The sequence below is a fragment of the Nocardia sp. NBC_00508 genome, from assembly GCF_036346875.1.
Taxonomy (GTDB): Bacteria; Actinomycetota; Actinomycetes; order Mycobacteriales; family Mycobacteriaceae; genus Nocardia.
On the sequence record NZ_CP107852.1, the window covers coordinates 2,278,437 to 2,303,937 of the forward strand.

19 protein-coding genes are annotated in these 25,501 nt (G+C 70.0%); 7 read left to right on the forward strand and 12 right to left on the reverse strand.

Translation table 11 applies throughout. The features are described 5' to 3' along the window. Positions 1–43: 43 nt before the first annotated feature. From OHA40_RS10325 to OHA40_RS10335, 3 genes are all read right to left on the reverse strand, one after another. Positions 44–880: an SDR family NAD(P)-dependent oxidoreductase gene (locus OHA40_RS10325; protein ID WP_330232829.1), complete on the reverse strand. Its 837-nt coding sequence runs from the start codon at positions 878–880 to the stop codon at positions 44–46. Then, positions 877–1,824 (reverse strand): patatin-like phospholipase family protein, encoded by a 948-nt coding sequence (locus tag OHA40_RS10330; RefSeq protein ID WP_330232830.1) that lies wholly within the window; start codon positions 1,822–1,824, stop codon positions 877–879. Before OHA40_RS10330 ends, OHA40_RS10325 begins: the two co-directional genes overlap by 4 nt. Before the next feature lie 73 nt (positions 1,825–1,897). Continuing rightward, positions 1,898–2,443, reverse strand: coding sequence for a histidine phosphatase family protein (locus OHA40_RS10335; RefSeq protein ID WP_330232831.1), 546 nt, complete (start codon positions 2,441–2,443; stop codon positions 1,898–1,900). Between the two features lie 140 nt (positions 2,444–2,583). Here OHA40_RS10335 and OHA40_RS10340 point away from each other — a divergent pair, with 140 nt between their 5' ends. Both OHA40_RS10340 and OHA40_RS10345 read left to right on the forward strand, forming a co-directional pair. Beyond that, complete coding sequence (locus OHA40_RS10340; RefSeq protein WP_330232832.1) at positions 2,584–7,518, forward strand: ATP-dependent helicase; 4,935 nt, start codon at positions 2,584–2,586, stop codon at positions 7,516–7,518. A gap of 63 nt (positions 7,519–7,581) precedes the next feature. Further along, a complete protein-coding gene (locus tag OHA40_RS10345) occupies positions 7,582–8,364 on the forward strand; it encodes an Fpg/Nei family DNA glycosylase (RefSeq protein WP_330232833.1) in 783 nt (260 codons plus the stop codon). A 78-nt stretch (positions 8,365–8,442) separates the two neighbouring features. On the opposite strand, the gene glpD is transcribed toward OHA40_RS10345, so the two are convergent. Next, positions 8,443–10,176 (reverse strand): glycerol-3-phosphate dehydrogenase, encoded by a 1,734-nt coding sequence (gene glpD / locus OHA40_RS10350; RefSeq protein WP_330232834.1) that lies wholly within the window; start codon positions 10,174–10,176, stop codon positions 8,443–8,445. Between the two features lie 267 nt (positions 10,177–10,443). On the opposite strand from glpD, the gene glpK reads away from it, so the two are divergent. Further along, complete coding sequence (glpK, locus tag OHA40_RS10355; RefSeq protein WP_330232835.1) at positions 10,444–11,943, forward strand: glycerol kinase GlpK; 1,500 nt, start codon at positions 10,444–10,446, stop codon at positions 11,941–11,943. A 14-nt stretch (positions 11,944–11,957) separates the two neighbouring features. On the opposite strand, the gene OHA40_RS10360 is transcribed toward glpK, so the two are convergent. The 4 genes from OHA40_RS10360 to OHA40_RS10375 form a co-directional block, all read right to left on the reverse strand. After that, the gene (locus OHA40_RS10360; RefSeq protein ID WP_330232836.1) at positions 11,958–13,133 is read right to left on the reverse strand and encodes an aminotransferase-like domain-containing protein; all 1,176 of its coding nucleotides are present in this window, start codon (positions 13,131–13,133) and stop codon (positions 11,958–11,960) included. A 108-nt stretch (positions 13,134–13,241) separates the two neighbouring features. After that, positions 13,242–14,255 (reverse strand): hypothetical protein, encoded by a 1,014-nt coding sequence (locus OHA40_RS10365; RefSeq protein WP_330232837.1) that lies wholly within the window; start codon positions 14,253–14,255, stop codon positions 13,242–13,244. Between the two features lie 73 nt (positions 14,256–14,328). After that, a complete protein-coding gene (locus OHA40_RS10370) occupies positions 14,329–15,252 on the reverse strand; it encodes a hypothetical protein (protein ID WP_330232838.1) in 924 nt (307 codons plus the stop codon). Positions 15,253–15,632: 380 nt separating this feature from the next. After that, the gene (locus tag OHA40_RS10375) at positions 15,633–17,036 is read right to left on the reverse strand and encodes an NAD(P)H-quinone dehydrogenase (protein ID WP_330232839.1); all 1,404 of its coding nucleotides are present in this window, start codon (positions 17,034–17,036) and stop codon (positions 15,633–15,635) included. 174 nt (positions 17,037–17,210) lie between these two features. Here OHA40_RS10375 and OHA40_RS10380 point away from each other — a divergent pair, with 174 nt between their 5' ends. Beyond that, on the forward strand, positions 17,211–17,687 hold the full coding sequence (locus OHA40_RS10380; RefSeq protein ID WP_330232840.1) for a gamma-glutamylcyclotransferase: 477 nt from the start codon (positions 17,211–17,213) through the stop codon (positions 17,685–17,687). A 148-nt stretch (positions 17,688–17,835) separates the two neighbouring features. Here the strand turns inward: OHA40_RS10380 and OHA40_RS10385 are convergent, their stop codons facing one another. The 3 genes from OHA40_RS10385 to OHA40_RS10395 form a co-directional block, all read right to left on the reverse strand. Continuing rightward, on the reverse strand, positions 17,836–18,975 hold the full coding sequence (locus OHA40_RS10385; RefSeq protein ID WP_442944035.1) for a M20 family metallopeptidase: 1,140 nt from the start codon (positions 18,973–18,975) through the stop codon (positions 17,836–17,838). Between the two features lie 116 nt (positions 18,976–19,091). Further along, entirely contained in the window at positions 19,092–20,336 is a 1,245-nt protein-coding gene (locus tag OHA40_RS10390) for a M20 family metallopeptidase (protein ID WP_330232841.1), read from the reverse strand. 720 nt (positions 20,337–21,056) lie between these two features. Then, complete coding sequence (locus OHA40_RS10395) at positions 21,057–21,761, reverse strand: enoyl-CoA hydratase-related protein (protein WP_330232842.1); 705 nt, start codon at positions 21,759–21,761, stop codon at positions 21,057–21,059. Positions 21,762–21,875: 114 nt separating this feature from the next. On the opposite strand from OHA40_RS10395, the gene OHA40_RS10400 reads away from it, so the two are divergent. Continuing rightward, entirely contained in the window at positions 21,876–22,655 is a 780-nt protein-coding gene (locus OHA40_RS10400; RefSeq protein ID WP_330232843.1) for a purine-nucleoside phosphorylase, read from the forward strand. Then, on the forward strand, positions 22,656–24,152 hold the full coding sequence (locus tag OHA40_RS10405) for a phospho-sugar mutase (RefSeq protein WP_330232844.1): 1,497 nt from the start codon (positions 22,656–22,658) through the stop codon (positions 24,150–24,152). A 257-nt stretch (positions 24,153–24,409) separates the two neighbouring features. Here the strand turns inward: OHA40_RS10405 and upp are convergent, their stop codons facing one another. Beyond that, entirely contained in the window at positions 24,410–25,033 is a 624-nt protein-coding gene (upp, locus tag OHA40_RS10410) for a uracil phosphoribosyltransferase (protein WP_330232845.1), read from the reverse strand. Positions 25,034–25,177: 144 nt separating this feature from the next. On the opposite strand from upp, the gene OHA40_RS10415 reads away from it, so the two are divergent. Beyond that, on the forward strand, positions 25,178–25,498 hold the full coding sequence (locus OHA40_RS10415; protein ID WP_330232846.1) for a type VII secretion target: 321 nt from the start codon (positions 25,178–25,180) through the stop codon (positions 25,496–25,498). Positions 25,499–25,501 lie beyond the last annotated feature (3 nt).

The following is a 25,501-nucleotide window of genomic DNA, read 5'->3' on the forward strand; positions in this document are numbered from 1 at the left end:
CAGCGGCCCGGGAGATGATCTCCCGGGCCGCTTTTCGTTCCGATCAGCTGATGGAGCGGACCTGCCGCTCGTACTCCGCGCGGGTCTTCGCGTCGGTGGGATGCAGGGCGCGGTCACCGTCGAACAGCCTGCGGACCAGCCGCACCGCGCGTTCCGGCGCGGCGGCCAGCGCGATGTCCACCGGACCGAGGAAATTCGGCACGGCCACTTCGGCTTTACGGGTGACGCAGGTGCGCACGATCGCGGCGGCGACGTCCTCCGGTTCGACGGTCGGCATGCCGTTGCCGAGCGCCAGCCCCGAGGAGAGGCGGGTGCGCACGGCCGAAGGCAGGACGCAGCTGACGCTGACGCCATGTCCGGCGAACTCCAGACGCGTTGCCGCCGAGAGGCCGACGGCCGCGAACTTGCTCGCGTTGTAGACCGCGAGGCCGGGGATCGGCACCTTGCCCGCCAGCGAGGCGACGTTGACGATGTGGCCGCGACCGCGTTCGATCATGCCCGGCGCGGTGGCCCGCATACCGTGGATGAGGCCCCACACGTTGATGTCCAGCGTGGCCTGGCCGACCACATCCGGTTCGTCGAGGAACGCGCCCGCAGGCATGACGCCCGCGTTGTTGACCAGGATGTCGACCCCGCCGACCGCGTCGATCACCGCGTCCCATTGGCCACGCGAGCGCACGTCCAGTTCATAGGCGACCCCGCCGATCGCGGCGGCGGCCGCTTCCGCGGTGGGTTTGTCCACGTCCGCGAGCACGACCTGCGATCCTTTGGCGGCGAATAGTTCCGCGGCGGCTCGGCCGATGCCGCGGCCACCGCCGGTGATCAGGACTCTGGCCTCGCGCAGGTCGACGGCGGGGTAGCCGGATCCGAGAATTCTCATTCGAAGGCTCCTTGTTCGAGCGTGCGACGAGTGCTGCGCAGGCTGTGTTCGAAGGTGGCGAGACGGCGACGGCCGTCCATGAAGTTCGCGCCCATCACCGCGAGGTCGTCGGCGGTGGCGCCCACGAAGAGGACCTTGGTGCCCGCGGCGCGCAACCGCGCAATCTCGGCATCGAGCTTCGCGGTCATGCGATTGCGCATTTGCCGCTCCAACAGATGACCGACACCGGTCGCGGGCAGTCGTCGCGCCGAGGCCATCGGAGTGAGCACGAGCACTTCATCCAGCTTTTCGGGGACGAGCAGATCCACCGACGCGGTCGAACCCGCGCCGCCGTCGACGAAGCGGCGACCGGCAATCGAGACCGGCGGAAACCAGCCGGGGATCGCCCACGACGCGCGCAGTGCTTCTCCGATCGTCGCATCGGGAGCGCCGGGCGAACCGAACGCCACCCGCTGTCCGGTCTCGTAATCCATCGCCACCAGCCGGGTGGCCGGATGGGCTACCCAGGAACGGCCAGGGTTGAGTCGTTCGGCCAGCCGCTGCAACCAGCTCGGGTCGCCGCCGCCGATGGGCAGCAGTCCGCTGCCCGCGGCCAGCAGCGCCTGTCCAGGCTCTCGGCGCCGCAGAGGCAGCCGCGGGGAGCCGAGTCGCGGACGCGGCAGCGGAGGAAACCGCCCCGGTTCGGCTTGCCGGTGCTCGCTCAGGATGGGATCGGTCGACGTGCCGCGCTGCATCGCGACCAGTTCGTCGACCGAGACGCCGCTGCCGAGCATCGTCACCGTCTCCGCGCCCGCCGAGGTGCCGATCAACACGTCCGCCTCGCGCGGATCCCAGTCGAGCACGTCGCGGGCGGCGGCCAACGCGGCGACGATCCACGCGGCCCCCACGGTGCCACCGCATCCGATGGCCAGGCCGCGGCGCTGCGACCCATTGTTGTTACTCATAGTCTCAGACACTAGCCGGACTCGGCCGAAATGCCACCCGTCTCGGTGATCAGCCGAGCGGCACCGACCGGCCTCAGGCCGTGAAGTGCAGCGTCCATTCGCCGCGATAGTGCAGGCGGGTGACGCTGCCGGGCGGAATATCGATGCGCCAGAACGATTTCGGCGGGGCATCCAGCGTCACCAGCAGCGCGGCCCGGATGACCGCCGGGTGGGTGACCGCGATGGTGGAGACGGCCCCCGCCGCGACCTCGGCCATCCAGAATCTGGTCCGTTCGATCACGTCCACCACGGACTCCCCGCCGTGCCCGCGGAACCCGGGATCGGTGAGCCATGCGTACAGCTCGTCCTGGGGCACCGACATGAGTTCCCCGCCCCGCCAGGCGCCCGCGTCCAGGTCGCGCAGCCTGCCGTCCTCCGCACCGGGCAGGCCGAGCAGTGCGGCGGTCTCCACGGTCCGGCGCTCCGGTCCGGTGAGCACACGCGGAGCGGTCAACGGTCCGCATCCCGACACCGCTCGGCGGCCTGCCTCGGTGAGCGATTCGTCGACCGGAAAACGTGCCTTGCGCATCGCCTCGGTCATGCCATGGCTGACCAGATCGAGTCTGAGCACCTTTTGCACCTGTCGAAGCGTACGGCGCGATCGCCACGGCCGTAGTTCGATTGCTCCCGCTTCGCTCACGCTCGGCTCCGTCGTGCGCGGGGTGCGCTGTGTCCCATGGCACGGGTGGGCTTGTCGGTGCGCCGGTGCACACTGATGCCATGGCCCAGTTCTCCCGCGCGACCCAGGAGTGGTTCGACGGCGCGTTTCCCGCGCCCACATCCGCTCAGCTCGGGGCGTGGCAGGCGATCGCGGCGGGCGAGCACACCCTCGTCATCGCGCCGACCGGGTCGGGGAAGACGCTGTCCGCGTTCCTCTGGGCAATCGACCAGCTGGCTACCCCGGAGCAGACCGCCGAGCGTGGCGGCACCGCGGTGCTGTACGTGTCGCCGCTGAAGGCACTCGCGGTGGATGTGGAGCGCAATCTACGGGCGCCGCTGGTCGGCATCACGCAGACCGCCAAGCGGCTCGGCGTCGAGCCGCCGGAGATCACCGTCGGGGTCCGTTCCGGTGACACCAGCGCCGCCGACCGGCGGTCCATGCTGCGCACCCCGCCGGACATCTTGATCACCACGCCGGAATCGCTGTTTCTCATGCTCACTTCCGCCGCGCGGGACACACTGCGGGAGGTGGGCACGGTGATCGTGGACGAGGTGCACGCGATCGCCGGTTCCAAACGCGGCGCGCACCTGGCCCTGTCGCTCGCCCGGCTCGACCTGCTGACCGAGCGGCCCGCGCAGCGCATCGGCCTGTCCGCCACCGTGCGGCCGCCGGAGGAAGTCGGGCGGTTCCTGGTCGGCACTGCACCGATCACCCTGGTCGCGCCGCCCGCGCCGAAGACGTTCGACCTGTCGGTGCGCGTGCCCGTCGCGGACATGACCGAGCCGGGCGACTCCGACCAGCCGGGATCGATCTGGCCGCACGTGGACGAGGCGATCGTCGATCTCGTCCTGGAGCACCGATCCTCGATCGTGTTCGCCAACTCCCGCAGGCTGGCCGAACGTCTCACCGCGAGGCTGAACGAGGCCTATGCGGAACGGCTCGGCGAACCGGTGGAAACCGAACACAAACCGCCCGCCCAGCTCGGGGCGTCCACCGAGGTGATCCACGGTGCCGGGCCGCTGCTGGCGCGGGCGCACCACGGTTCGGTCAGCAAGGAGCAGCGGGCGCTGATCGAAGACGATCTCAAGAGCGGGCGGTTGCGCTGCGTCGTCGCGACCAGCAGCCTGGAACTCGGCATCGACATGGGCGCGGTGGACCTGGTCGTGCAGGTGGAGGCGCCCCCTTCGGTGGCGAGTGGGTTGCAGCGGATCGGGCGCGCCGGACACCAGGTCGGCGAGATCTCCCGCGGGGTGATCTTCCCGAAGCACCGCACCGACGTCCTCCACTGCGCGGTGGCGTCGCAGCGGATGACCGCGGGGCAGATCGAGGCGATCCAGATCCCGGCGCACCCGCTGGACATCCTCGCGCAGCAGACCGTGGCCGCATGCGCCCTCGATCCGATCGACGTGGACGCGTGGTTCGAGGTCGTACGCAGTACGGGGAGTTACGCGTCGCTACCGCGCTCGGCCTACGAATCGGTGCTGGATCTGCTCTCCGGGCGCTATCCCTCCGACGAGTTCGCCGAGCTGCGGCCCCGGCTGGTCTGGGACCGCGACGCCGGGACGCTCACCGGGCGGCCCGGCGCGCAACGCCTGGCCGTGACCTCCGGCGGCGCGATCCCCGACCGCGGCTTGTTCGCGGTGTACATGGTGGGCGAGAAGGCGTCGCGCGTCGGTGAACTCGATGAGGAGATGGTCTACGAGTCACGGGTCGGCGACGTGTTCGCGCTCGGGGCGACGAGCTGGCGGATCGAGGAGATCACCTTCGACCGGGTGCTGGTCACGCCCGCGTTCGGGCAGCCGGGCCGGTTGCCGTTCTGGCACGGCGATGGGCTCGGGCGGCCCGCGGAACTCGGTGCGGCGCTCGGTGAATTCGTGCGCACGGTCGGACAGCGGCGCGTGTCCGAGCTGGACGGTGCCACCGGAACCCGTAAGGCAGTGCGGCGCAAGAGCAGTGCGTCGAGGACCGGCAGCGCCGAAACCGGCACCGGTCCGGCGCACGACGGCGTCGCATCGGTGCTGCGATCGGCCGGTCTCGACGACAACGCGACCGCGAACCTGCTCACGCTGCTGGACGACCAGCGCACCGCGACCGGTCATCTGCCCACCGACCGCACGCTGGTGGTGGAGCGTTTCCGCGACGAGCTCGGCGACTGGCGGCTGGTCCTGCACTCGCCCTACGGCCTGCCGGTGCACGCTGCGTGGGCGCTGGCCATCGGGGCGCGGTTGCGCGAGCGGTTCGGTGTGGACGCCGCGACGAACGCCTCCGATGACGGCATCGTCGTGCGGCTACCCGACACCACCGACGATCCGCCCGGCGCCGAACTGTTCGTCTTCGAGTCCGACGAGATCGACGACATCGTCACCGAGCAGGTGGGCGGCTCCGCCCTGTTCGCCTCCCGGTTCCGCGAATGCGCGGCACGCGCCCTGCTGCTGCCCCGCCGCGACCCCGGCAAACGCGCCCCGCTGTGGCAGCAGCGGCAGCGATCGGCCCAGCTGCTCGATGTGGCACGCAAGTTTCCCGAGTTCCCGATCTTGTTGGAGACGGTCCGCGAATGCCTGCGTGACGTCTACGATCTGCCGTCGCTGCGCGAGTTGCTCGGCCGGATAGCGCGCCGCCAGGTTCGACTGGTCGAAGTGGAGACCGCGACGCCGTCACCGTTCGCGAACGCCCTGCTGTTCAACTACATCGGCCAGTTCTTGTACGACGGCGACAGCCCGCTGGCCGAGCGCCGTGCCGCCGCGCTCTCGCTCGACTCGAGTCTGCTCGCCGAGCTGCTCGGCCGGGTCGAGCTGCGCGAACTGCTCGACGCCGCGGTCATCGAACTGACCGAGCGCGAACTGCAGCGGCTCACCCCGGAGCGGCGCGCGAGAGACGCCGAGGGCTTGGCGGATCTGCTGCGGCTGCTCGGGCCGCTCACCGCCGTCGAAGCCGCCGACCGCTGCGAAGCGGACCCCACGGAATGGTTCGCGAGCCTGGTGGCCGCGCGGCGGGCCTTGGAGGTGTCGTTCGCGGGCCGAAGCTGGTGGGCTGCGGTGGAGGACGCGGCCCGCCTGCGCGACGCGCTCGGCGTTCCACTGCCGATCGGAACGCCCGCGGCGTTCATCGAACCGGTGGCCGATCCGCTCGGCGATCTGGTCGGCCGCTACGCCCGCACGCACGGGCCTTTCGGCACCGAGGCGGTCGCGGCACGGTTCGGGCTCGGCACCGCCGTCGCCGCTTCCGCGCTACACCGGCTCGTCGCCGAAAAACGCGTGGTGGAGGGCGAATTCACGCCGGGAGCAGGCGGGTCGGAATGGTGTGACGGGCAAGTGCTGCGCCGGTTGCGCCGCCGTTCGCTCGCCGCCGCACGGCACGAAGTCGAGCCGGTGCCAACAGCGGCGTTGGGCCGCTTCCTGCCGTCCTGGCAGCACATCGGCACCGGCGAACTGCGCGGCGTGGACGGCGTCGCCGCCGTCGTGGAACAGCTAGCGGGCGTGCCCATTCCGGCGTCGGCGTGGGAATCGCTCATCCTGCCCGCGCGGGTGCCCGACTACACCCCCGCCATGCTCGACGAACTGATGGCGACCGGCGAGGTGACCTGGTCCGGACATGGGGCCATCACCGCCAAGGACGGCTGGATCGCCCTGCACCTGACCGAGCAAGCTCCGTTCACCCTCGCACCCCCGGATGAGATCGAGCTGTCGGAGGTTCAGCTGCGGCTGCTCACGGCATTGGGGGCGACCTTCGTGCCGTGGACACCTCTCGGGACCAGCGGCGCCGCGGCGAGCAGGCAGCCGGTGGCACTGGACGAGCCCGATCCATCGGCGGCCGACAGCAGTGACGCGCGGGCGGATTCGACCGGGGATGGATCCGCCGGACGGGAATCACGTGTAGGGCGCGATGCGCCTGCCGATGCCCTCGCCGCCCGGGAGCCGGTGCCGCTGGATGAGCCGAATCCTTCGTCGATCAACGGCAATGGCACGCATAGGACTTCGACCGGCGGCCGATCCGACGGACGGGAAGCAGGCGTGGGCGGTGATGAACGCCTCGGCGGAAGCCGACGACTGGTGCCCGTGCCGCAGGGCGGCGGCGCGTTCTTCTTCCGGCAGCTGTCGGATGCCACCGGTCTCCTCGACGACGCCGCAGTGGCCGCGGCGCTGTGGGAATTGGTCTGGGCAGGCTTGGTTTCCGGTGACACATTCGCCCCGGTCCGAGCGCTGCTGTCGGGAACGACGCGGACCACCACCGCCCACCGCACTCCCCGGCGTGCTCCGCGCGGCCGCGCCTACCTACCCAGGCCGAGCATGCCGACTCGTTCCGGCCCGCCATCGGTTGCCGGCCGGTGGTCGCTGCTGCCGGAGCGCGTCTCGGACAACACCGTTCGCGCGCACGCGACCGCGGATCTGCTTCTGGAGCGGTACGGGGTGCTGACCAGAGGATCGGTGCAGAATGAGGGAGTGCCGGGTGGATTCGCGCTGATGTACCGGGTGCTGACGGAATTCGAAGACCGCGGACGTTGCCGCCGAGGATATTTCGTCGACTCGCTCGGCGGCGCTCAGTTCTCCACCACCGACGTGGTGGACCGACTGCGCTCCTTCGACACCGAGCGCGCCCGCCCCGAGTCCAGGCAACCGACCGGCACGGTGCTGGCGCTGGCCGCCTGTGATCCCGCCAACCCATACGGCGCCGCGCTGGCCTGGCCGAAGAGCGATGTCGAGGGCGGGCATCGTCCCGGACGCAAGGCCGGGGCGCTGGTGGTGCTCATGGACGGGGAACTGGTCCTCTACCTGGAACGGGGCGGCAAGACCCTGCTGACCTTCACCGAGGACACCGACGCCCGCCGCAGCGCCGCGCAGGCCCTCGCCGACCTGGTGCGGCACCGCCGAGTGGACTCGCTGGTCATCGACCGCGTCAACGGAGACACCGTGCACGGCAACACCTTCGCCGGGTTCCTCACCGAGGCGGGCTTTTCCAGCACCCCGCGCGGCTTGCGCCTGCGGAGCCACCCGTGAGCCCGCGCAGCATCGCCGACCCGACCACGGGCGAGAACGGTTGCACGGCATCGAGGCCGATGTATGCCCGAGGGTGACACCGTATTCCTTACCGCCAACCGGCTCCGTGCCGCGTTGGCCGGAAAGGAGCTGACGCGCAGCGATTTTCGCGTGCCCAGGTATGCGACGGTCGATCTGCGCGGACAGGCGGTCGAGAGCGTCGGCAGCTACGGCAAGCACCTGTTCATCCGGACGCCGACCGTGAGTGTCCACACGCACCTGAAGATGGAGGGCAGCTGGCGCGTGTTCCACTGCGGACAGCGCTGGACCAAACCACGGGTAGCCGCACGGGTCGTGCTGAGCACCGAGGACGTGGAAGCCGTCGGGTTCTCGCTGGGTACCGTCGAGGTGGTGCGGGTGGGCGACGAGGACCGGATCGTCGGCCATCTCGGGCCGGATCTGCTCGGCCCGAATTGGGATGCGGCGGAAGCGGTCCGGCGTCTGGAGCGATATCCCGGCCAGCCGATCGGCGTCGCCCTGCTCGACCAGCGCAACCTCGCGGGCATCGGCAATATCTACCGCAGCGAGGTCTGTTTCCTGCGCCGCGTGCACCCTGATACCCGGGTCGGCGACGTTCCGGATCTACTCGCCCTGGTCAACGAGGCGCACCGGGTACTGGCCGAAGCAGTCGACAAACCCCCGCGGCGCCCACTGGCCTACGGCCGCACCCACCGCCCGTGCCAACGCTGCGGCACCCCGCTGCAAGCCGATCTGCTCGGCGACACCGCACCTGATCACGACCGCGTGGTGCAGCGGGAACGCGGCATCTATTTCTGCCCCCACTGCCAGCCCGTTCCGGCCACGTAGCCGGGTTCGCCACCCCGTAGCTACGACTGCTCTCGGACCGTTCGGCCCCGGAAAGACCCACATTCGAGCGAATGCGCATCAGCCCTCGGACGGCACCGGTTCCAGGATCTCCGGGCGGGGTTCGGGGGCTGCGATCCGCAGGGCGTCGGCGGAGGCGTCGTCGGGCTGGGTCTGTGAGCGGACTTCCGCGTCGACTCGCGCCTGATAGGTCCGGACCTCCCGGTCGATCTCCTCCTCGTCCCAGCCCAGGATCGGGGCGACCAGCCCGGCCACCTGCTCGGCACAGTTGGCGCCGCGGTGCGAGTACTCGATCGAGATCCGGGTCCGCCGGGCCAGGATGTCGTCCAAGTGCAGCGCGCCCTCGGCCGCCACCGCGTAGACCGCCTCCACCTGCAAATAGGATGGCGCATCCGTAATCGGTTGCAGCAGTTCTGGTTTGTCCTCCGCGAAGGCCATGACCTCGTTGATCAGCGAGCCGTACCGGTCCAGCAGGTGCTTGATCCGGTAGGGGTGCACGCCGTAGACCTCGGCCAGCTGCACCGCCTGGTTGACCAGCGCGAAGTAGCCGTCCGCGCCGAGCAGCGGCACCTTCGCGGTGACCGACGGGGAGACCCGGGCCGGGATGTCCTGCGCCGCTTCGTCCACCGCGTCGTAGGCCATCACGCGGTAGGTGGTGTACTTCCCGCCGGCGATGCCGATCAAGCCGGGCGCGACCCGGGCCACGGCGTGCTCGCGCGACAGTTTGGAGGTCTCGTCGCTCTCGCCGGCCAGCAGCGGGCGCAGTCCCGCGTACACGCCGTCGATGTCGTCGGGTGTGAGCGGCGTGACCAGCACCTGGTTCACTCGTTCGAGCAGGTAGTCGATATCGGCCTTGGTGGCAGCCGGATGCGCCAGGTCCAGGTTCCAGTCGGTGTCGGTGGTGCCGATGATCCAGTGCGTGCCCCACGGGATGACGAACAGCACCGAGGTCGCGGTGCGCAGGATGACCGCGGTGTCGCTGACGATCCGATCGCGCGGCACCACGATGTGCACGCCTTTGGACGCCCGCACGTAGAACCGGCCCCGCTGATGGGAGAGAGCCTGGACTTCGTCGGTCCACACGCCGGTCGCGTTGATCACGACATGTCCGCGAACCTCTCCGCTGCGCCCGTCCTCGGTGTCGCGCACCGTCACGCCGACCACCTGGTCGGCCTCGCGTAGGAATCCCACCACCTGGGTGGACGTGCGGATCACGGCGCCGTAGTGCGCGGCCGTGCGCGCCACCATCATGGTGTGGCGCGCGTCGTCGACGACCGTGTCGTGGTAGCTGACGCCACCGATCAGCGAGTCGCGCCGCAATCCCGGCGCCAGCCGCAGCGCGCCTGCTCGCGTCAGATGCCGTTGGCCGGGAAGGGATTTCGCACCGCCCATGGTGTCGTAGAGGACCAGCCCGGCGGCCACGTACGGACGCTCCCAGGCGCGACGGGTCAGCGGATACAGGAAGCGCAGCGGCTTGACCAGGTGCGGCGCCAGGGTGGACAGCGAAAGCTCGCGTTCCCGCAGCGCCTCGCGCACCAATCCGAACTCCAGCTGTTCCAGATACCGCAGGCCGCCGTGGAACATCTTCGACGACCGACTGGAGGTACCCGACGCGAGATCGCGGGCTTCGACCAGCGCGACCTGCAAACCCCTGGTCGCCGCGTCCAAGGCGATGCCTGCCCCCACTATTCCACCGCCGACGACGACCACGTCGAAATGATCCTTGCCGAAGCGCTCCCAAGCCGTCGTGCGCTGCTCCGGGCCGAGGAACTGCGAATCCGGTTTCCTGGTCATGCTCGACTCCTCCCGCCGACGCGGATGCGCTGTGTTGTTTTGCCGCGACTGCGTCGCGAACGCGGCGGCCGCTCGGACGCGAGCCGGGCCGCGAACAGGGCATGCCCGGTCTCGCTACGCTCGAAACCGGGGGTTGAACCGATTCGGTTGCGTGGACCTTCTCACGTTACATGGACCTCTCACGTAGCGAGATCGCGCTCGGCCGTTGGCTGCGCCGCGGGCGCTGCAAAGCCGAATCCGCTAACACATACGCTGTAGCCTGCTGGAATGCGTTCCTTTGTGGCCGCCATCGACCAGGGCACGACGTCGAGTCGGTGCATCGTCTTCGACCGGGAGGGGCGCGTCGTCGGCGTCGCACAGCGTGAACACGCGCAGATCTTCCCGCAACCCGGATGGGTCGAGCACGATCCCGAGATCATCTGGCGCAATATCGAGTTCGTGCTGGGCGAGGTCCTCGAGCGCACCGGGCTCGGCAGCGGCGACATCGCCGCGGTCGGCGTCACCAATCAGCGCGAGACCACGGTGGTGTGGGATCGCACGACCGGTGAATCGGTGCACAACGCGATCGTCTGGCAGGACACCCGCACCGATCGGCTGTGCGCCGAGCTGGGCGGCGAGGTGGGGCCGACCCGCTACCAGGACCGCACCGGGCTCCCGCTGTCCACCTACTTCGCCGGGCCGAAGCTGCGCTGGATCCTGGACAACGTGCCCGGCGTGCGGGAGCGCGCGGAAGCAGGCGAGCTGTGCTTCGGCACCATCGACAGCTGGGTGCTGTGGAACCTCACCGGCGAACACATCACCGACGTGACCAACGCCTCCCGCACCATGCTCCTGGATCTGCGCTCGCTGCAGTGGGATTCGCGGATCTGCGCGGAGTTCGGCGTGCCGGAGTCGATGCTGCCGCGGGTTCGCAGTTCCTCCGAGGTCTACGCGCCGATCAGCTCCGGGCCGCTGGCCGGGGTGCCGGTCGCGGGCATCCTCGGCGACCAGCAGGCCGCCACCTTCGGCCAGGCGTGCCTGTCGCCCGGAGAGGCCAAGAACACCTACGGCACCGGCAATTTCATGCTGCTGAACACTGGAACGACACCGGTGTTCAGCAAGCACGGCCTGCTCACCACGGTGTGCTACCGCCTCGGCGACGCCGACCCGGTGTACGCGTTGGAAGGCTCCATCGCGGTCACCGGCTCGCTGGTGCAGTGGTTCCGCGACAACCTCGGCATCATCTCCACCACCGACGAGATCGAGCCGCTGGCCCGCAGCGTCGCCGACAACGGCGGCGCCTACATCGTGCCCGCCTTCTCCGGGCTGTTCGCGCCGCGCTGGCGGCCGGACGCACGCGGCGTGATCGCCGGGCTCACCCGGTTCGTGACCAAGGCGCACCTGGCGCGGGCGGTGCTGGAATCCGCCGCGTTCCAGACCCGCGAGGTGGTCGACGCGATGCGGGCCGACGCCGAGTCACAGCGGCTCGGCCTGGAACTGACCACACTGAAGGTGGACGGCGGCATGGTCGCCAACGACCTGCTCATGCAGTTCCAGTCCGACATCCTCGACGTGCCCGTCGTGCGTCCGGTGGTCAACGAGACCACCGCGCTCGGCGCGGCGTACGCGGCCGGACTCGCCGTCGGCTACTGGTCGGGCGCCGACGACATCCGGGCCAACTGGGCCGCCGACAAGACCTGGCACCCGACCATGCCGGACGTGGACCGCGACGCACACCTCGCGGCGTGGAACAAGGCGGTGGAGCGCACCTACAACTGGGTCGACTGAACGTCTCCGGCCCGCTACCCGACGGCGTCCGCGAGCCGGTCGATCGCCAGTTCCAGCGTCGCCGCGTCGGAGGTGGTGAAGCACATCCGCATCGAGTTGCGGTACCCGCCGTCCACCGCGAAGGCGGAGCCGGGAACGTAGGCGACGCCGGAGTCGAGCGCGCGCGCCAGCAACTGATCGGTGTCGGTGCCGTCGGTGAAGTCGGCCCAGACGAACATGCCGCCCACCGCGTCGCTGCACCGCACACGATCTCCGAAGCGGGTGCGCGTCGCGTGCACGAGCGCCTTCGCCCGCTCGCCGTAGACCCCGCGGACACGGTCGACGTGGACGGTGAGCCATGCCGTGTCGGCGAGCAGGTCGGCGGCGATCTGCTGGGTGAGCGCCGAACCGCACAGGTCCGCCCCCTGTTTCAGCAGCTCGACGGCCCGGCAGACCGGTTCGGCCGCGACCATCCAGCCCACGCGCAGGCTCGGCGAGAGGATCTTCGACGCGCTCGACAGCCGAATGACGTTGCGGGAGTAGGACGCCACCGGAGCGGGCGCGGGGCTGTCGAACCACAGCTCACCGTACGGATCGTCCTCGATCACCCAGAAGCCGTGCTCCTCGGCCAACCTCGCCAGTTCCGCGCGGCGGCGCGGGCTCATCGTCACCCCGCCGGGGTTGTGGAAGTTGCTCACCGTGTGCACGACGGCCGGGCGCGCACCACCCGCGATCAGCTCGGCGAGCGCCTCGGTGCGCATACCCTCGGCGTCCAACGGCACCGCGGCGATACGCGCACCCGCGGCCCGAAAGACTTGCAGCGCACCGACATACGCCGGATCTTCGACCACGACCAGCGTGCCGGGGTCGAGCAGCACCTCGGCCAGCAGCGACAGCGCCTGCTGTGAACCGTGCGTCACGAACACCTCGGCGAGTTCCACCGGGCGGCCGAGTCCGGCCGACTCCCGCTGGGCGAGCACCTCGCGCAGCGGCGCCCACCCGGTCGACTCGGTGTACTGCAGGCAGCCGTGGTGACTCAGGGCCGCGTCCGCGGCGGCGGCCAGCCGCTCGCGCGGCATCAGCTCGGCGTCGGGCAGGCCACCGGCCAGGCTCACGATCTCGGCGCGCGAGGTCAGCTTCAGAAGGTCACGAATCGCCGAACTCCGCAGGCCCTCCAGTTTTCCTGCCAGCGGTGGGATGGTCGGCGACATGGGAAACCTCCGGGAGACGCCGCGGTACGCGATAACCCCACTGTCGCATACCCCGACCAGAATCCGAAATATTCATCCCATGATCTGGGAGCGACGCGGGTCGACCCGCTACAGGCGCTCCCGGATCGCGTAGACCAGCGTCTTGCCGTCCCGGCTCGCCGTGGTGATCGTCTGCTTGTACACCGTGGTGGTGCCGTCGGGCCGGTGCTCGGTCAGGTCGACGTCGAAGGTGTCGGTGGCCAGCTCGGTGATCCGCAGGCAGTGCGTGGTGCCGACCGGCACCTGCTCGTCGATGCCCTGCTGAATGACCTCCGCGGTCGAGACGTTCTCCGCGTCGGCGGCGACGAATCGCCTGGCTCGCTCACCGCTGCGCTCGACGTAGAAGGCGTACTGGAAGCCGAGGATGGCGCCGGGGCCGCTGCCGGCGTCGCCCGAGCCGTTGCCGACCGTGACCTTGCCGTCCTTGTTGGAGGGGCAGCTCAACGCCGCCGTAGTGCCGCCGACGCTCGGCGCGGCGCTGCTGTCGCCGTTGTCGCGGGAGACCGCGATGATGGTCACCGTCAGGGCGATCAGCACCACGACCGCCGCGAGCGCCCCGAGCACGACCCATCGGGGCGAGGAGCCGGAGCGCCGCGCGGGTGCCGGCGTCGGGGGGACGCGCAGCGCCAGTCGCATCGCGATCGGGTCCTCGGCCCAGGACAGGCCGGACTCGGACGCCGGAGGTGGCTTCGGCACGCCGCCCTCGGCGGTCGGCTGGTTCCACCACGTGTCCCGCTCGCTGCCGGTGTTCTGTGGGCGCGCGGGCTCCGCGGCAGGCTGCTCGGCCTGGGCCGGCGCGGGCGGCTGTTCGGTGTAGACCGTGGAATCCGGCGCGCGAAACTGCGGTGGCGGTGCGGGCGTCGTCTCCGGCTCGCCCGCGGGGCGCCAGATGAGTTCGGGGTGGTCGGTGGGCTGCTGCGGCACCTGCCAGCGCGGGCCGGTGTCGGCGCCCATCGGTGGACCGAATTCCGAAACGGCCAGCCCGAATTCGGAAACCGGCGGTCCGAACTCCCCCAACGGGGGACCGAACTCCGACCCGGACTGGTCGGATTCGTTCTCCCTCGCATCACCCTCGGAGGTCACACCCAATCCTTTCCCAGGACACACGAGTGGGGCGGTCGCGAACGACCGCCCCACCCGTCGAGATCAGCTCGTGTCAGTACTGGAGTGACCCACCCCATTGGGCGGTGACACCAGCCACGTCGACGGTCTGCGGAGCGATATCGCCCGACTGAAGCGGAAGCTTAACCTGTGCGGCGGCCTCGAGCGCGGCCGCGCCGCCCGGCTGCTCCCGGATCCAATCCTCCACCGCGGCCTTGGCCATGTTCAGCTGAGTGGTGTCGAACACCGCGGTGGCGTTGTTGTCGGCCAGGCCCTCGCCACCGGTGTAGGTGGTGAGCTTGACGGTGTTCTTGTCGACGAACTCCACCGAGACGCCCGCTTCGCCCTGGCCGGTCGGCGTGCGGTAGCCGATGGTGCCGACGTAACCCGCCTCGTTGCTGAAGTGGTGGGTGTTGGCCACGTAGCCCGGCAGCAGTCTGTTGCCGTTGATGTTCGCGCCGACCTCCGCGTGCGGACCGGTCATCTCCACGACCGGAGCGGGCGGGGCGGTCTCCTGACGCGGCGCCTGCCAGCGCGGCTTCTGGGGCTGCACCAGCGTCTCCGGTTGCGCCTCGGCGTTTTCGCCGCCTTGCGTGCCCGGCTGCGGGGCAGCCTCCTGCCCAGGCTGCGGGGCGGCCTGGTCCGGCACCACCGCGGGCTGCGGCTCGCCCGGCTGCTGGCCGGGGACCGGCAGCGGCGCGACGCGCGGGGTGGTCACACCCGGCTGCGACGGCCGGCCGAGTCGCGGGTCCTTCTGGTCGGGCGCGGCATGGTCCGAGTCCGGGGTGGTGACGCCGGGCTGGCTCGGCGTCGGCTTGCTCTCCGGCTTCTGCGGATCCTGCTTGTTCGGATCCGGCTGGGTGGTCTCGGGCGTGCTCGGCGACTCGTTCACGCCCGGCTGCGCCGGAGCGGGCGTCGGCGGAGTGGTGGGCTGATCGTTGGGAGCCGCCCCCGCCGGCGCCGCGAAGAGAGTGGCCACTGCAGCCGCTGTGGCCAGTGGCAACGAGGTGCTCGCCATCGCTCGCTGCGCCCGACTCGGCTTACGATGTTTCACTTGCGCATTCCCTTCACGGGTGCGACCTGGTCGGCCGCATTCAGTTGTCCCTGGGTGAGACGCCCGATCGTCGAACGATCCGGATCGTTCGCCGTGCCGATTTGGAAAGGAACCCATCCCCCCGCACCGAACTTCGCGATCGCCCTCCGATCGCATCTCTGTCGAGGAGTGAACCACATGTGTGCACGATGGGCAATGTGGCGAATAGCCAAGGGTGGCAAGATCACCCACGCCGCGCGCCAGCCCCGTGTTCGCGGGGCACGATGTCCGAAACCGGACACGGCACAGCATGCGTCAAGCCGACGTCAATCCAGGTCGTCGTGCCGCATCAGCAGACGGGCCGCCTCGGTCACCGACCCGGTGAGCGACGGGTAGACGGAGAAGGTCTGGGCCAGGTCGTTCACCGTCAGATTGTTCTGCACCGCAAGGGCGATCGGCAGAATCAGTTCCGAGGCGATCGGCGCCACGACCACGCCGCCGATCACCACACCGGTCGCGGGACGGCAGAAGATCTTGACGAAACCGCGGCGCAGCCCGGACATCTTGGCGCGCGGGTTGGTGTTCAGCGGCAGCATCACGGTGCGCGCGGGTACCTCGCCGTTGTCGATCGCGGTCTGGCTCACCCCGACGGTCGCGATCTCAGGCCGGGTGAACACCGCGGAGGCAACGGTCTTCAGGCGAATCGGACTGACACCCTCGCCGAGTGCGTGGTACATCGCGATGCGTCCCTGCATCGCGGCCACCGAGGCCAGCGGCAGCAGACCGGTGCAGTCGCCCGCGGCGTAGATGCCCGGCACCGACGTGCGCGAAACCCGATCCACCCGCAGGTAGCCGCCGCGATCGAGTTCGATGCCCACCCGCTCCAGCCCCAGCCCCGCGGTGTTGGGTGTCGAACCGACGGTCATCAGCGCGTGTGAGCCGGACACCGTGCGCCCGTCGGACAACTTGACCACGATGCCTTCGGCGGTGCGCTCCACCGCGTCGGCGCGTGCGTGCTTGACCAGTTCGACGCCGCGTTCGGCGAGCGCGTCCTCCAGCACGAGGGCCGCGTCGGCGTCCTCGCCGGGCAGCACGCGGTCGCGGCTGGAGACCAGCTTCACCCGCACGCCCATTTCGGTGTACGCGGAGACGAACTCGGCACCGGTCACGCCGGAGCCGACCACCACCAAGGTCTCCGGCAGCTCCTCCAGGTCATAGAGCTGACGCCAATTGAGGATGCGCTCACCGTCCGGTTCGGCGCCGGGCAGCACGCGGGGGCTGGCTCCGGTGGCGATCAGCACCACCTCGGCCTCGACGGTCTGCTGGGCGCCGTCGGCCAGCTTGGCGAGCACCCGGTGCGCGGCCAGACCGCTGCCGGGATCGATCAACTCGCCGCGTCCGGACAGCACCGTCACCCCGACGGTCTGCAACTTCGAGCGGATATCCGAGGACTGGGCCAGTGCCAGCGCCTTCACGCGAGCGTTCACCTCAGGCAGCTGGACCTGCGCCTGGTTCGGGTCGAGGGTGATCCCGAGATCGCGGGCGCGGCGCAGGTCGGTGCGCACTCCGGTCGAGGCGATGAACGTCTTGGAGGGGACGCAGTCCCACAGCACACACGCCCCGCCGATGCCGTCGGAATCGATCAGCGTCACCGACGCACCGTGCTGGGCCGCCACCAGGGCCGCCTCGTAGCCGGCCGGTCCGCCACCGATGATCGCGATGCGGGTCATTGATACCTCCGCTCGTGCTTCGCACCGGGATCTCCGGTACGAAGTCAACGTTATCCGGCAACCACCTCGCACTTTCGACCGAGTTACCGCTGCGCGACACTTCCGCGCCGCGCGCCGCGCCGCAGGTGCGGCAATCAAACGCGGTCCGCGAAGGTTATTGGCTACCCTTTGCAGGTGCCGATCTATGCCGCCTACGGGTCCAACATGGACGCAACGCAGATGCTCGAGCGCTGTCCACACTCCCCCATGTCCGGGACGGGCTGGTTGGAGGGCTGGCGGCTCACCTTCGCCGGGGACGACATCGGCTGGGAAGGGCCTCTCGCGACGGTCGTCGAGGAACCGGGTTCCCAGGTCTTCGTCGTGCTCTACGACGTATCCCCGGAGGACGAGCTGCGGCTGGACCGCTGGGAAGGTTCGGACTTCGGCATCCACAAGAAGATCCGCCTTCGCGTCACCCGCAACGGCGACGGCGACACCGAACCCACCCTCGCCTGGCTCTACGTGCTGGACGCCTATGAAGGCGGCCTGCCGTCGGCCCGCTACCTCGGCGTGATCGCGGACGCCGCCGAAAAAGCGGGCGCGCCACCGGATTACGTACACGAGCTACGGACCCGAAACAGCCGCAACGTGGGGCCGGGCAACTTCGGCTGACCACATGTTCCACGCCGGACACCAGCGGCGTGAACTTCCGTGTCGGCCACGCCGTGGCCGACACACTCCCAGCCCCGTCGGGTACAAGGCCATCGAACACCCAGCGCCGCAGGCGCTGGAAATCAGATGCAGCCGCAGGCGCTGCAAATCAAACACCGAGCACGATATTGCTCAGCACTCGAACGCCGACCGCGAGCGCCCGCTCATCGATGTCGAAGGTCGGCTGGTGCAGATCCAGCTGTTCGCCTTCGCCGGGCCACACGCCGAGGCGCGCCATCGCGCCCGGCACCTCTTCCAGGTACCAGGAGAAATCCTCGCCGCCGCCGGACTGCAAGGTGTCCGACAGCGTGTCGGGACCGAGCGCACGGATCGCGTCCTCGAACATGCGGGTGGAGTGCTCCTCGTTGACCACAGGGGGCACGCCACGCCGGTAGTTGAGCTGGTAGCGGACGCCTGTCGGGGCGAGCAGGCCGTCGACGATCTCGCGCACCATCGGCTCCAGCAGCGACCAGGTGTCGTGATCGCCGGTGCGGATGGTGCCGGTGAGCATGCCGGTCTGCGGAATGGCGTTCGGCGCCTTGCCCGCGCTCACCGCGCCCCACACCATCACGGTGCTGGTGCGCGGGTCGATCCGGCGGCTCAGCAGGCCGGGCAGGCCGGTGATCACGGTGCCGATCGCGTAGACCAGGTCACTGGTCAGGTGTGGGCGTGAGGTGTGGCCGCCCGGCGAGTCGAGCACCAGCTCGATGGTGTCGGCTGCCGAGGTGATCGCGCCCACCCGGATGCCGACCCGGCCCACCTCCAAGCGTGGATCGCAGTGCAGCGCGAAGATCCGCTCGACGTCGGCCATCGCTCCCGTGGCGACCACATCGATCGCGCCGCCGGGCATGACCTCTTCGGCCGGCTGGAAGACCAGCCGCACGCCGACCGGCAGCTCGGGCACCTCGGCCAGGGCCAGCGCCGTGCCGAGCAGGATCGTGGTGTGCGCGTCGTGGCCGCACGCGTGCGACACTCCCGGCACAGTGGAGGCGAAACTCAGTCCGGTGAACTCCTGCAGGGGCAGCGCGTCGATATCGGCGCGCAGACCGATCCGTCGGCCCTCCGGCCCGATATCACAGATGAGACCGGTGCCGCCGGGAAGTACCTGGGGGGCCAGACCCGCCTTGGTCAGCCAGGCCGAGACGAACTCGGTGGTGCCGAACTCGGTGCGGGACAGTTCCGGGTTGGCGTGGATGTGCCGTCGCCACTGGACCAGGTCGACGGTGTGATCGGCCAGCCACGACTCCACCGCTTTCCGCCCGGATGCCACGGTCTCCGCCGCCGCGGCGCTCCCGAGGCCTTCCGTGACCACGCGAGCGCCCGCTGTCGGACCCGTCGCCTGCGCCGCCGAACGGCCGGATGTGCTCACCGAATGTCCTCCTGTCGTTGAACTAGCCGTTGCAACAACCTGTCTCTATGGATGTCATCGCGTGCGACGGTGATCGCGGTACGCGCGAGCGCGAGCGCGCCGTCGAGGACCGCACGATCCGCCGAGGCGTTGACGCTCGCGGCGGCGAAGCCTGGCTGATGTGTCACCGCACCACCGGCATCAATGCCGATGACCGGGTGAATGCCCGGAATGACGTTGGTGACGTTGCCCATGTCCGTGCTGCCCAGCGGCCGCTGCGCCTCGAGTTCCGGAGCGAGCGGCACGCGTCCCAATCCGATGATCTGCTCGCGGTAGGCGAACAATAACTCCGGATCCGGGGTCAACTCGGTGTAGGTCGGCGCGAGCGTCCGGATTTCGTGGGTGCAGCCGGTCGCGAGGGCACCCGCCTCGAAGCAAGCCGACGCTCGTCGCGTCAGATCGTCGAGGGATGCGGAGTCGACTGCGCGTAGGTAATACAGCAGTTCCGCACGTCCGGGCACGATGTTGGGAGCTACGCCACCGTCGCCGACTATACCGTGCAGTTGCTGGCCCGGCAGGAGATGTTGTCGGAGCAACCCCAGGGCAACCTGTGTGACGGTGACCGCGTCGCCCGCGTTGCGGCCCTCCTCCGGGGCCGCGCTGGCGTGCGCCTCGCGCCCGTGGAAGACCACCGAGACGTCGGCCAGCGCCAGCGAGCGGGCCCTGACGATGTCCAGCGGACCGGGGTGCACCATCATCGCCATCGCGACGTCGTCGAACACTCCGCGCTCCAGCATGAGCACCTTGCCGCCGCCGCTTTCCTCGGCCGGCGTGCCGAACACCAGCACAGTGATGCCCAGCGCGTCGGCGACCTCGGCGAGGCCCAGCGCCGCGCCGACCGAGGAGGCGGCGATGATGTTGTGCCCGCAGGCATGCCCGATCTCGGGCAACGCGTCGTATTCGGCGCACAGGGCCACCGTGAGCGGCCCACTGCCGTAGCTGGCACGGAAGGCCGTCGGCAGCTCGGCAACCTCGGTCTCGATCTGGAACCCACGTTCGGCGAGCGGGGCGATGGTCTTGGCGACGCTGCGGCTCTCCTCGAACGCCAGCTCCGGCTCGGCGTGGATCGCGTGCGAGAGCGCGATCAGCTCGGCGGACGCCGCGTCGATCGCGGCGTCACTGCGATCGGCCGGGTCGGCGTCCGAGCACACAACGTGGTCGTCACGGTGCGATCGGTCGGGCCCACGGCGCGGTGGTGGCATGCAACACAGTCTCGCATGTGTTTGATTTGCAGCGACTTCGTCGCGGCTCTGTCTGATTTGCCGCGCCTGCGGCGCGGCGTGTTCGCGGCCCCCTGATGGCTCGCGTCCGAGCGACCGCCGCTGGCGACTTCGTCGCGGACGCGGCGGCCACTCGGACGCGAGCCGGGCCGCGAACGGGAACGCTCGGTCTCGCTGCGCTCGAAAACGGGAGTCGGGCCGAGTGGTCGAGCAGGGCGGTCACACAGGACCTCGACGTTCACCGACCTATGGAGCTGTGAACCGGGTGCCAGCCGCCGCTGACTTGTCGCCGAGGGGGCGGTTGATCGGACACGAGCCGGGCCGAGCGCTCGGTCACGCTTTCTCGTAACCGGGGATGGGCCGGTGTCGTCGAGCAGGGCGGTCACCGCGGGACCTCGACGTTCACCGACCTATGGAGCTGTGAACCGGGTGCCAGCCGCCGCTGACTTGTCGCCGAGGGGGCGGTTGATCGGATACGAGCCGGGCCGAGCGCTCGGTCGCGCTTTCTCATAACCGGGGATGGGCCGGTGTGGTCGTGTGGCCGTCGCTACACGACCTGGGTGTCCGCTGGCTGTCGGCGGCAGGCGCTCGGCGTATGCGAGACGCTGGTTGCTTCGGCGCGGACGTCTCCGCAGCCAGGTTGGCCGTGAACGGTGCTCTGGGTGCGCGCGCAGTCCGATGCGGGCGATGGCGGACGCCGGGTCAGCTTGCGCCGAAGGCCAGGTTCTCCGGGGTGGTGGTCACCGCGAGTCCGGCCAGCGCCTTCGCGTGCAGCGCGCGCTTGATCACCGGCAGGTTCGGCTTGCGGTTGGCCGCCAGGGCGGCTGCTCGCTCGACAGCGGTCGCGAGTAGCGCGGACGCGTCGGCCTTGCCGTCCACGATGCCCGCGGCGATCGCCTCGTCGGCCGGGTAGCGGTGGCCGGTGGTCATCGCCTGCACGCACACCTGGTTGCTCAGCCGCTCGCTGAGCAGGGCGTTCATGCCGACGGTGAACGGCATGCCCAGGTGCACCTCGGGCAGGCTGTAGAAGCCGCGGTCGGCGCGCATCACCCGGAAGTCGTGCGAGGTGGCCAGCATGGCGCCCGCACCGAAGGCGTGACCGTTGATCGCCGCGACGGTCGGCAGCGGGAAGCCGAGCAGGCGGGTGTAGAGCGAATGCACGCGGTCGAGGTAACCGTGGATCTTGTCCATGTTGCCGAACAGCCAGTCGGTGTCCAGACCGTTGCTGTAGAACTTCCCTGTCGCGGTGGTGACCAGCGCGGCGGGACCCTCGGAGCTCTCGACCTTGTCCAGCAGCGCGTGGAATTCGTCGATCCAGTCCGGGTGGAAGCGGTTCTCACTGTCGGTCTGTCCCTCTGCGCCGAGGTAGAGGACGAACACTTCCCCTTCACGTTCCAGATACGGCATGCGTGCAGCGTATCCGGCGGGCACGGAAAGTCCTACTCGCGGGTAGGAGTCGAGCGCCCAGCCCCGCCACGTCAGGCCTCCTGGCCGGGCGATCTTGGCGCTAGAGTGACGATCATGCTTGCCCAAGAGGCCGCCGAGGCGATCGCCGAACGTACGGGAGTGCCACGCCACCGGGTCGCGGTGGTACTGGGGTCCGGCTGGCAGGACGCGGCCGCCGAGATCGGGGCGCCACGGGCGTCGGTGCCGATGCCGGAACTGCCCGGTTTCGGGACGCCGAGCGCGCAGGGCCACGTCGGCATGGTCCACTCGCTCCGGGTGGACGACACCCCCGTGCTGCTGCTGATGGGCCGCCAGCATCTCTACGAGGGCTACCAGCCCGCCGACGTGGTGCATCCGGTGACGGCGGCCATCGCCGCGGGCGCGGAGATCGTCGTGCTGACCAACGCCGCGGGCGGCATCCGTTCCGGCCTCCGGGTCGGCGAACCGGTCCTGATCAGCGATCACCTCAATCTGACCGGCCGCACGCCGCTGACCGGCGCGACCTTCGTCGATCTGGTCGACGCGTGGGATCCCGAATTGCGGACGCTGACCCGAGAAATCGACCCGAGCCTGACCGAGGGCGTGTACGCGGGCCTGACCGGTCCGCAGTACGAGACCCCGGCCGAGATCCGGATGCTGCGCACGATCGGCGCGGACCTGGTCGGCATGTCCACGGTGCTGGAGGCCATCGCCTGCCGCGCGCTCGGCGCCCGAGTACTGGGCATCTCGCTGGTCACCAACCTGGCCGCGGGGGTCACGGGCGCACACCTGTCCCATGCCGAGGTGCTCGCCGAAGGGCATGCCGCCGCGCCGCGACTCGGCAAACTACTGCGCGGCGTGCTGGAACGGGTGTAGATGCTGCGCTTCGGCACGGCCGGCCTGCGCGGGCCGCTGCACGACGGTCCGGACGGCATGAACGTCACCACGGTGACCAGGACGACCGCCGGGATCGTCGACTGGCTGCGCGGCCGCTGTCTCGGCGGCGGCGCGGTGGTCGTCGGCCGTGACGCCAGGCACGGATCCGCCGAATTCGCCACGGCAACCGCGGAAGTCTTTGCCGCGGCGGGCTTTCCGGTGACGCTGCTGCCGCGTCCGCTGCCGACGCCGGTGGTCGCGTACGCGGTGCGTGAGCTCGGCGCGGTCGCGGGCGTGCAGGTCACCGCGTCGCACAATCCGGCCACCGACAACGGTTACAAGGTCTATCTCGACGGCGGTTCGCAGTTGATCGCCCCGGCCGACACCGAAATCGAGCGCTGCATCGAGAAGGTCATCGAGCCCGTCGATCGTGCCACGGTCACCCTCGCGAACGACGACATGGTGCGGCGCTACCTGCGCCGCGTCACCGAACTGCCCGCCCTGATCGGCGGCCCCGGCGAGCGGGCGCGCATCCGGATCGCGCTCACCCCGCTGCACGGCGTCGGCGGCGACCTCGCCGTCGAAGCGCTCACCGCGGCGGGCTTCCCCGACGTCCACATGGTCGACGAACAGTTCGAGCCCGACCCCGACTTCCCCACCGTGGCGTTCCCGAACCCGGAGGAACCCGGCGCGACCGACCTGCTGCACGCGCTGGCCGCGCGGATCAGCGCCGATGTGGCGATCGCGCTCGACCCGGACGCCGACCGTTGCATGGTAGGCATTCCGCAGTCCGACGGAACCTGGCAGATGCTGCGCGGCGACGAGACCGGCGTGTTGCTCGGTGACTGCGTGCTTCGCACCGCCGCCGCCGACGCGCTGGTGGCGACGACGATCGTATCCTCGCGGCTGCTGTCCAGACTGGCTCCGGCGCGCGGCGGCCGCTACGCGGAGACGCTCACCGGGTTCAAGTGGCTGGCCCGCGCGGGCGACGGCCTGGTGTACGCCTACGAGGAGGCGATCGGCCACTGCGTCGACCCGGCGACAGTCCGGGACAAGGACGGCATCTCCGCCGCGGTGCTGGTCGCCGACCTGGTCGCCCGGCTGAAGGCGGTGGGCCGCACGCTGAACGACGAACTCGACGACTACGCGGTCGAATTCGGCCTGCACGCGGGCGATCAGGTGTCGCTGCGACTGGCCTCGGCCGCCGATGCCGCGGCGGTGGTCGAGCGCCTGCGGGCGAACCCGCCGGACGAAATCGCCGACGAGCCGGTCGAATACACCGACCAACTCCAGGTGCGCGGCCGGATGCGGACCGACGCGCTGATCTTCGAGGGCGCGTCGTCCCGCCTGGTGGTGCGTCCTTCCGGCACCGAGCCGAAGCTCAAGTGCTACCTGGAGGTGGTCGAGACGGTCGGCTCACGCGCCGACCTTCCGGGCGCGCGAAACGCTGCGCGCGTACGCCTTTCGGCGCTGCGCGACTTCTGTCTGACACTCTGATCGTCCCTGCATCATCAGCACGGGCCGCACTGTGATCGCCCGCGTCGCCGAGGCCGGGCCCGCCCGAGCTGAGTACCCGGCCCTGCCGTCGATGTGCTCAGCGGCCGACACAACCATGTCGGCGCCGAGCTCGAAGCCATTCGGCCGCAGGGGTGTGGTCGACGACATTGTCGAGTACCACCCGATTCCGCCAGCGCGACAATGCCTTTCGGGCACGGAGGACGCAACCGCAAGCCCGGCTACGTCCCCGCACCGGGTCAGCGCGGACCGAACTGCCGATCGCCTGCGTCGCCGAGTCCGGGCACGATGAAGGCGTTCTCGTTCAGTCCCACATCCACCACCGCCGTGACCAGCCGCACCGGCAGCCCCGAGTCGGCCAGCGCCGCAATACCTTCCGGCGCCGCGACGACGCAGACCGCGGTGACGTCGGTGGCGCCGCGAGCCGCGAGCCGCTCCAAGGTGTAGCGCATCGAGCCGCCCGTGGCCAACATCGGGTCCAGCACGAAGACCGGCGATCCGGCGAGGTCGGCGGGCAGCGATTCCATATAGGGCATGGGCACATGGGTCTCCTCGTCCCGGGCCATGCCGAGGAATCCGATCCTCGCGTCCGGGATCAACTCCGCGGCAGCGTCGACCATGCCGAGCCCGGCGCGTAGCACCGGAACCAGCAACGGCGGCTGCGCCAACCGGACGCCCTCGGTGGCGGCGACGGGCGTCACGATCTCGAAACGCTCGACCGGCGCCTCGCGCAGCGCCTCGTAGATCAGGATTCCGGTCAGATCACGTAGTGCGGCACGGAAAGCCGGGTTCGGCGTGCGCTCGTCGCGCATCGTGGTGAGCAGGGCGGCGACGAGTGGATGGTCGACGGTGTGGGTGCGCATGAGGGAACGATAAGGTCGATCGCGGGCGCGCCGTGGGACTCGACCCGACTTTTTTCCGAAGCGGCGGAACCGAACCGGAACAGCGCGCGTCGAACCAAGTGGATGACGTACTCTGCCTGGGAACAACAGATGGGGGAAGCTCTGATGCGAAAGATGTCGGCGGACACCGAGGGCATTGCGGCCTATGGCGCAACCGCCCACGTCATGGCGGGCGAGATGGCGGCGGCGGGGGTCTGCGCGGCCGCGGCGGAGCCCGCGTTGCTAGGCCCGATCATGGGACTCATCGGCGCCGACTTCACGGCGGCCTACACCGCGGCGCATGCCGGGCAGGTCGCCGCGATCGGCCAGCTGTCGGCCGTGCTGACGAGCATGGGTGGCGCGGCCACCGGCGCGGCGACCGTCCTCACCGAGACCGACACCGCCGCCGCGAGCGCGTTGCAGAACGCGGCCACCGAACTGGAGTGAGCC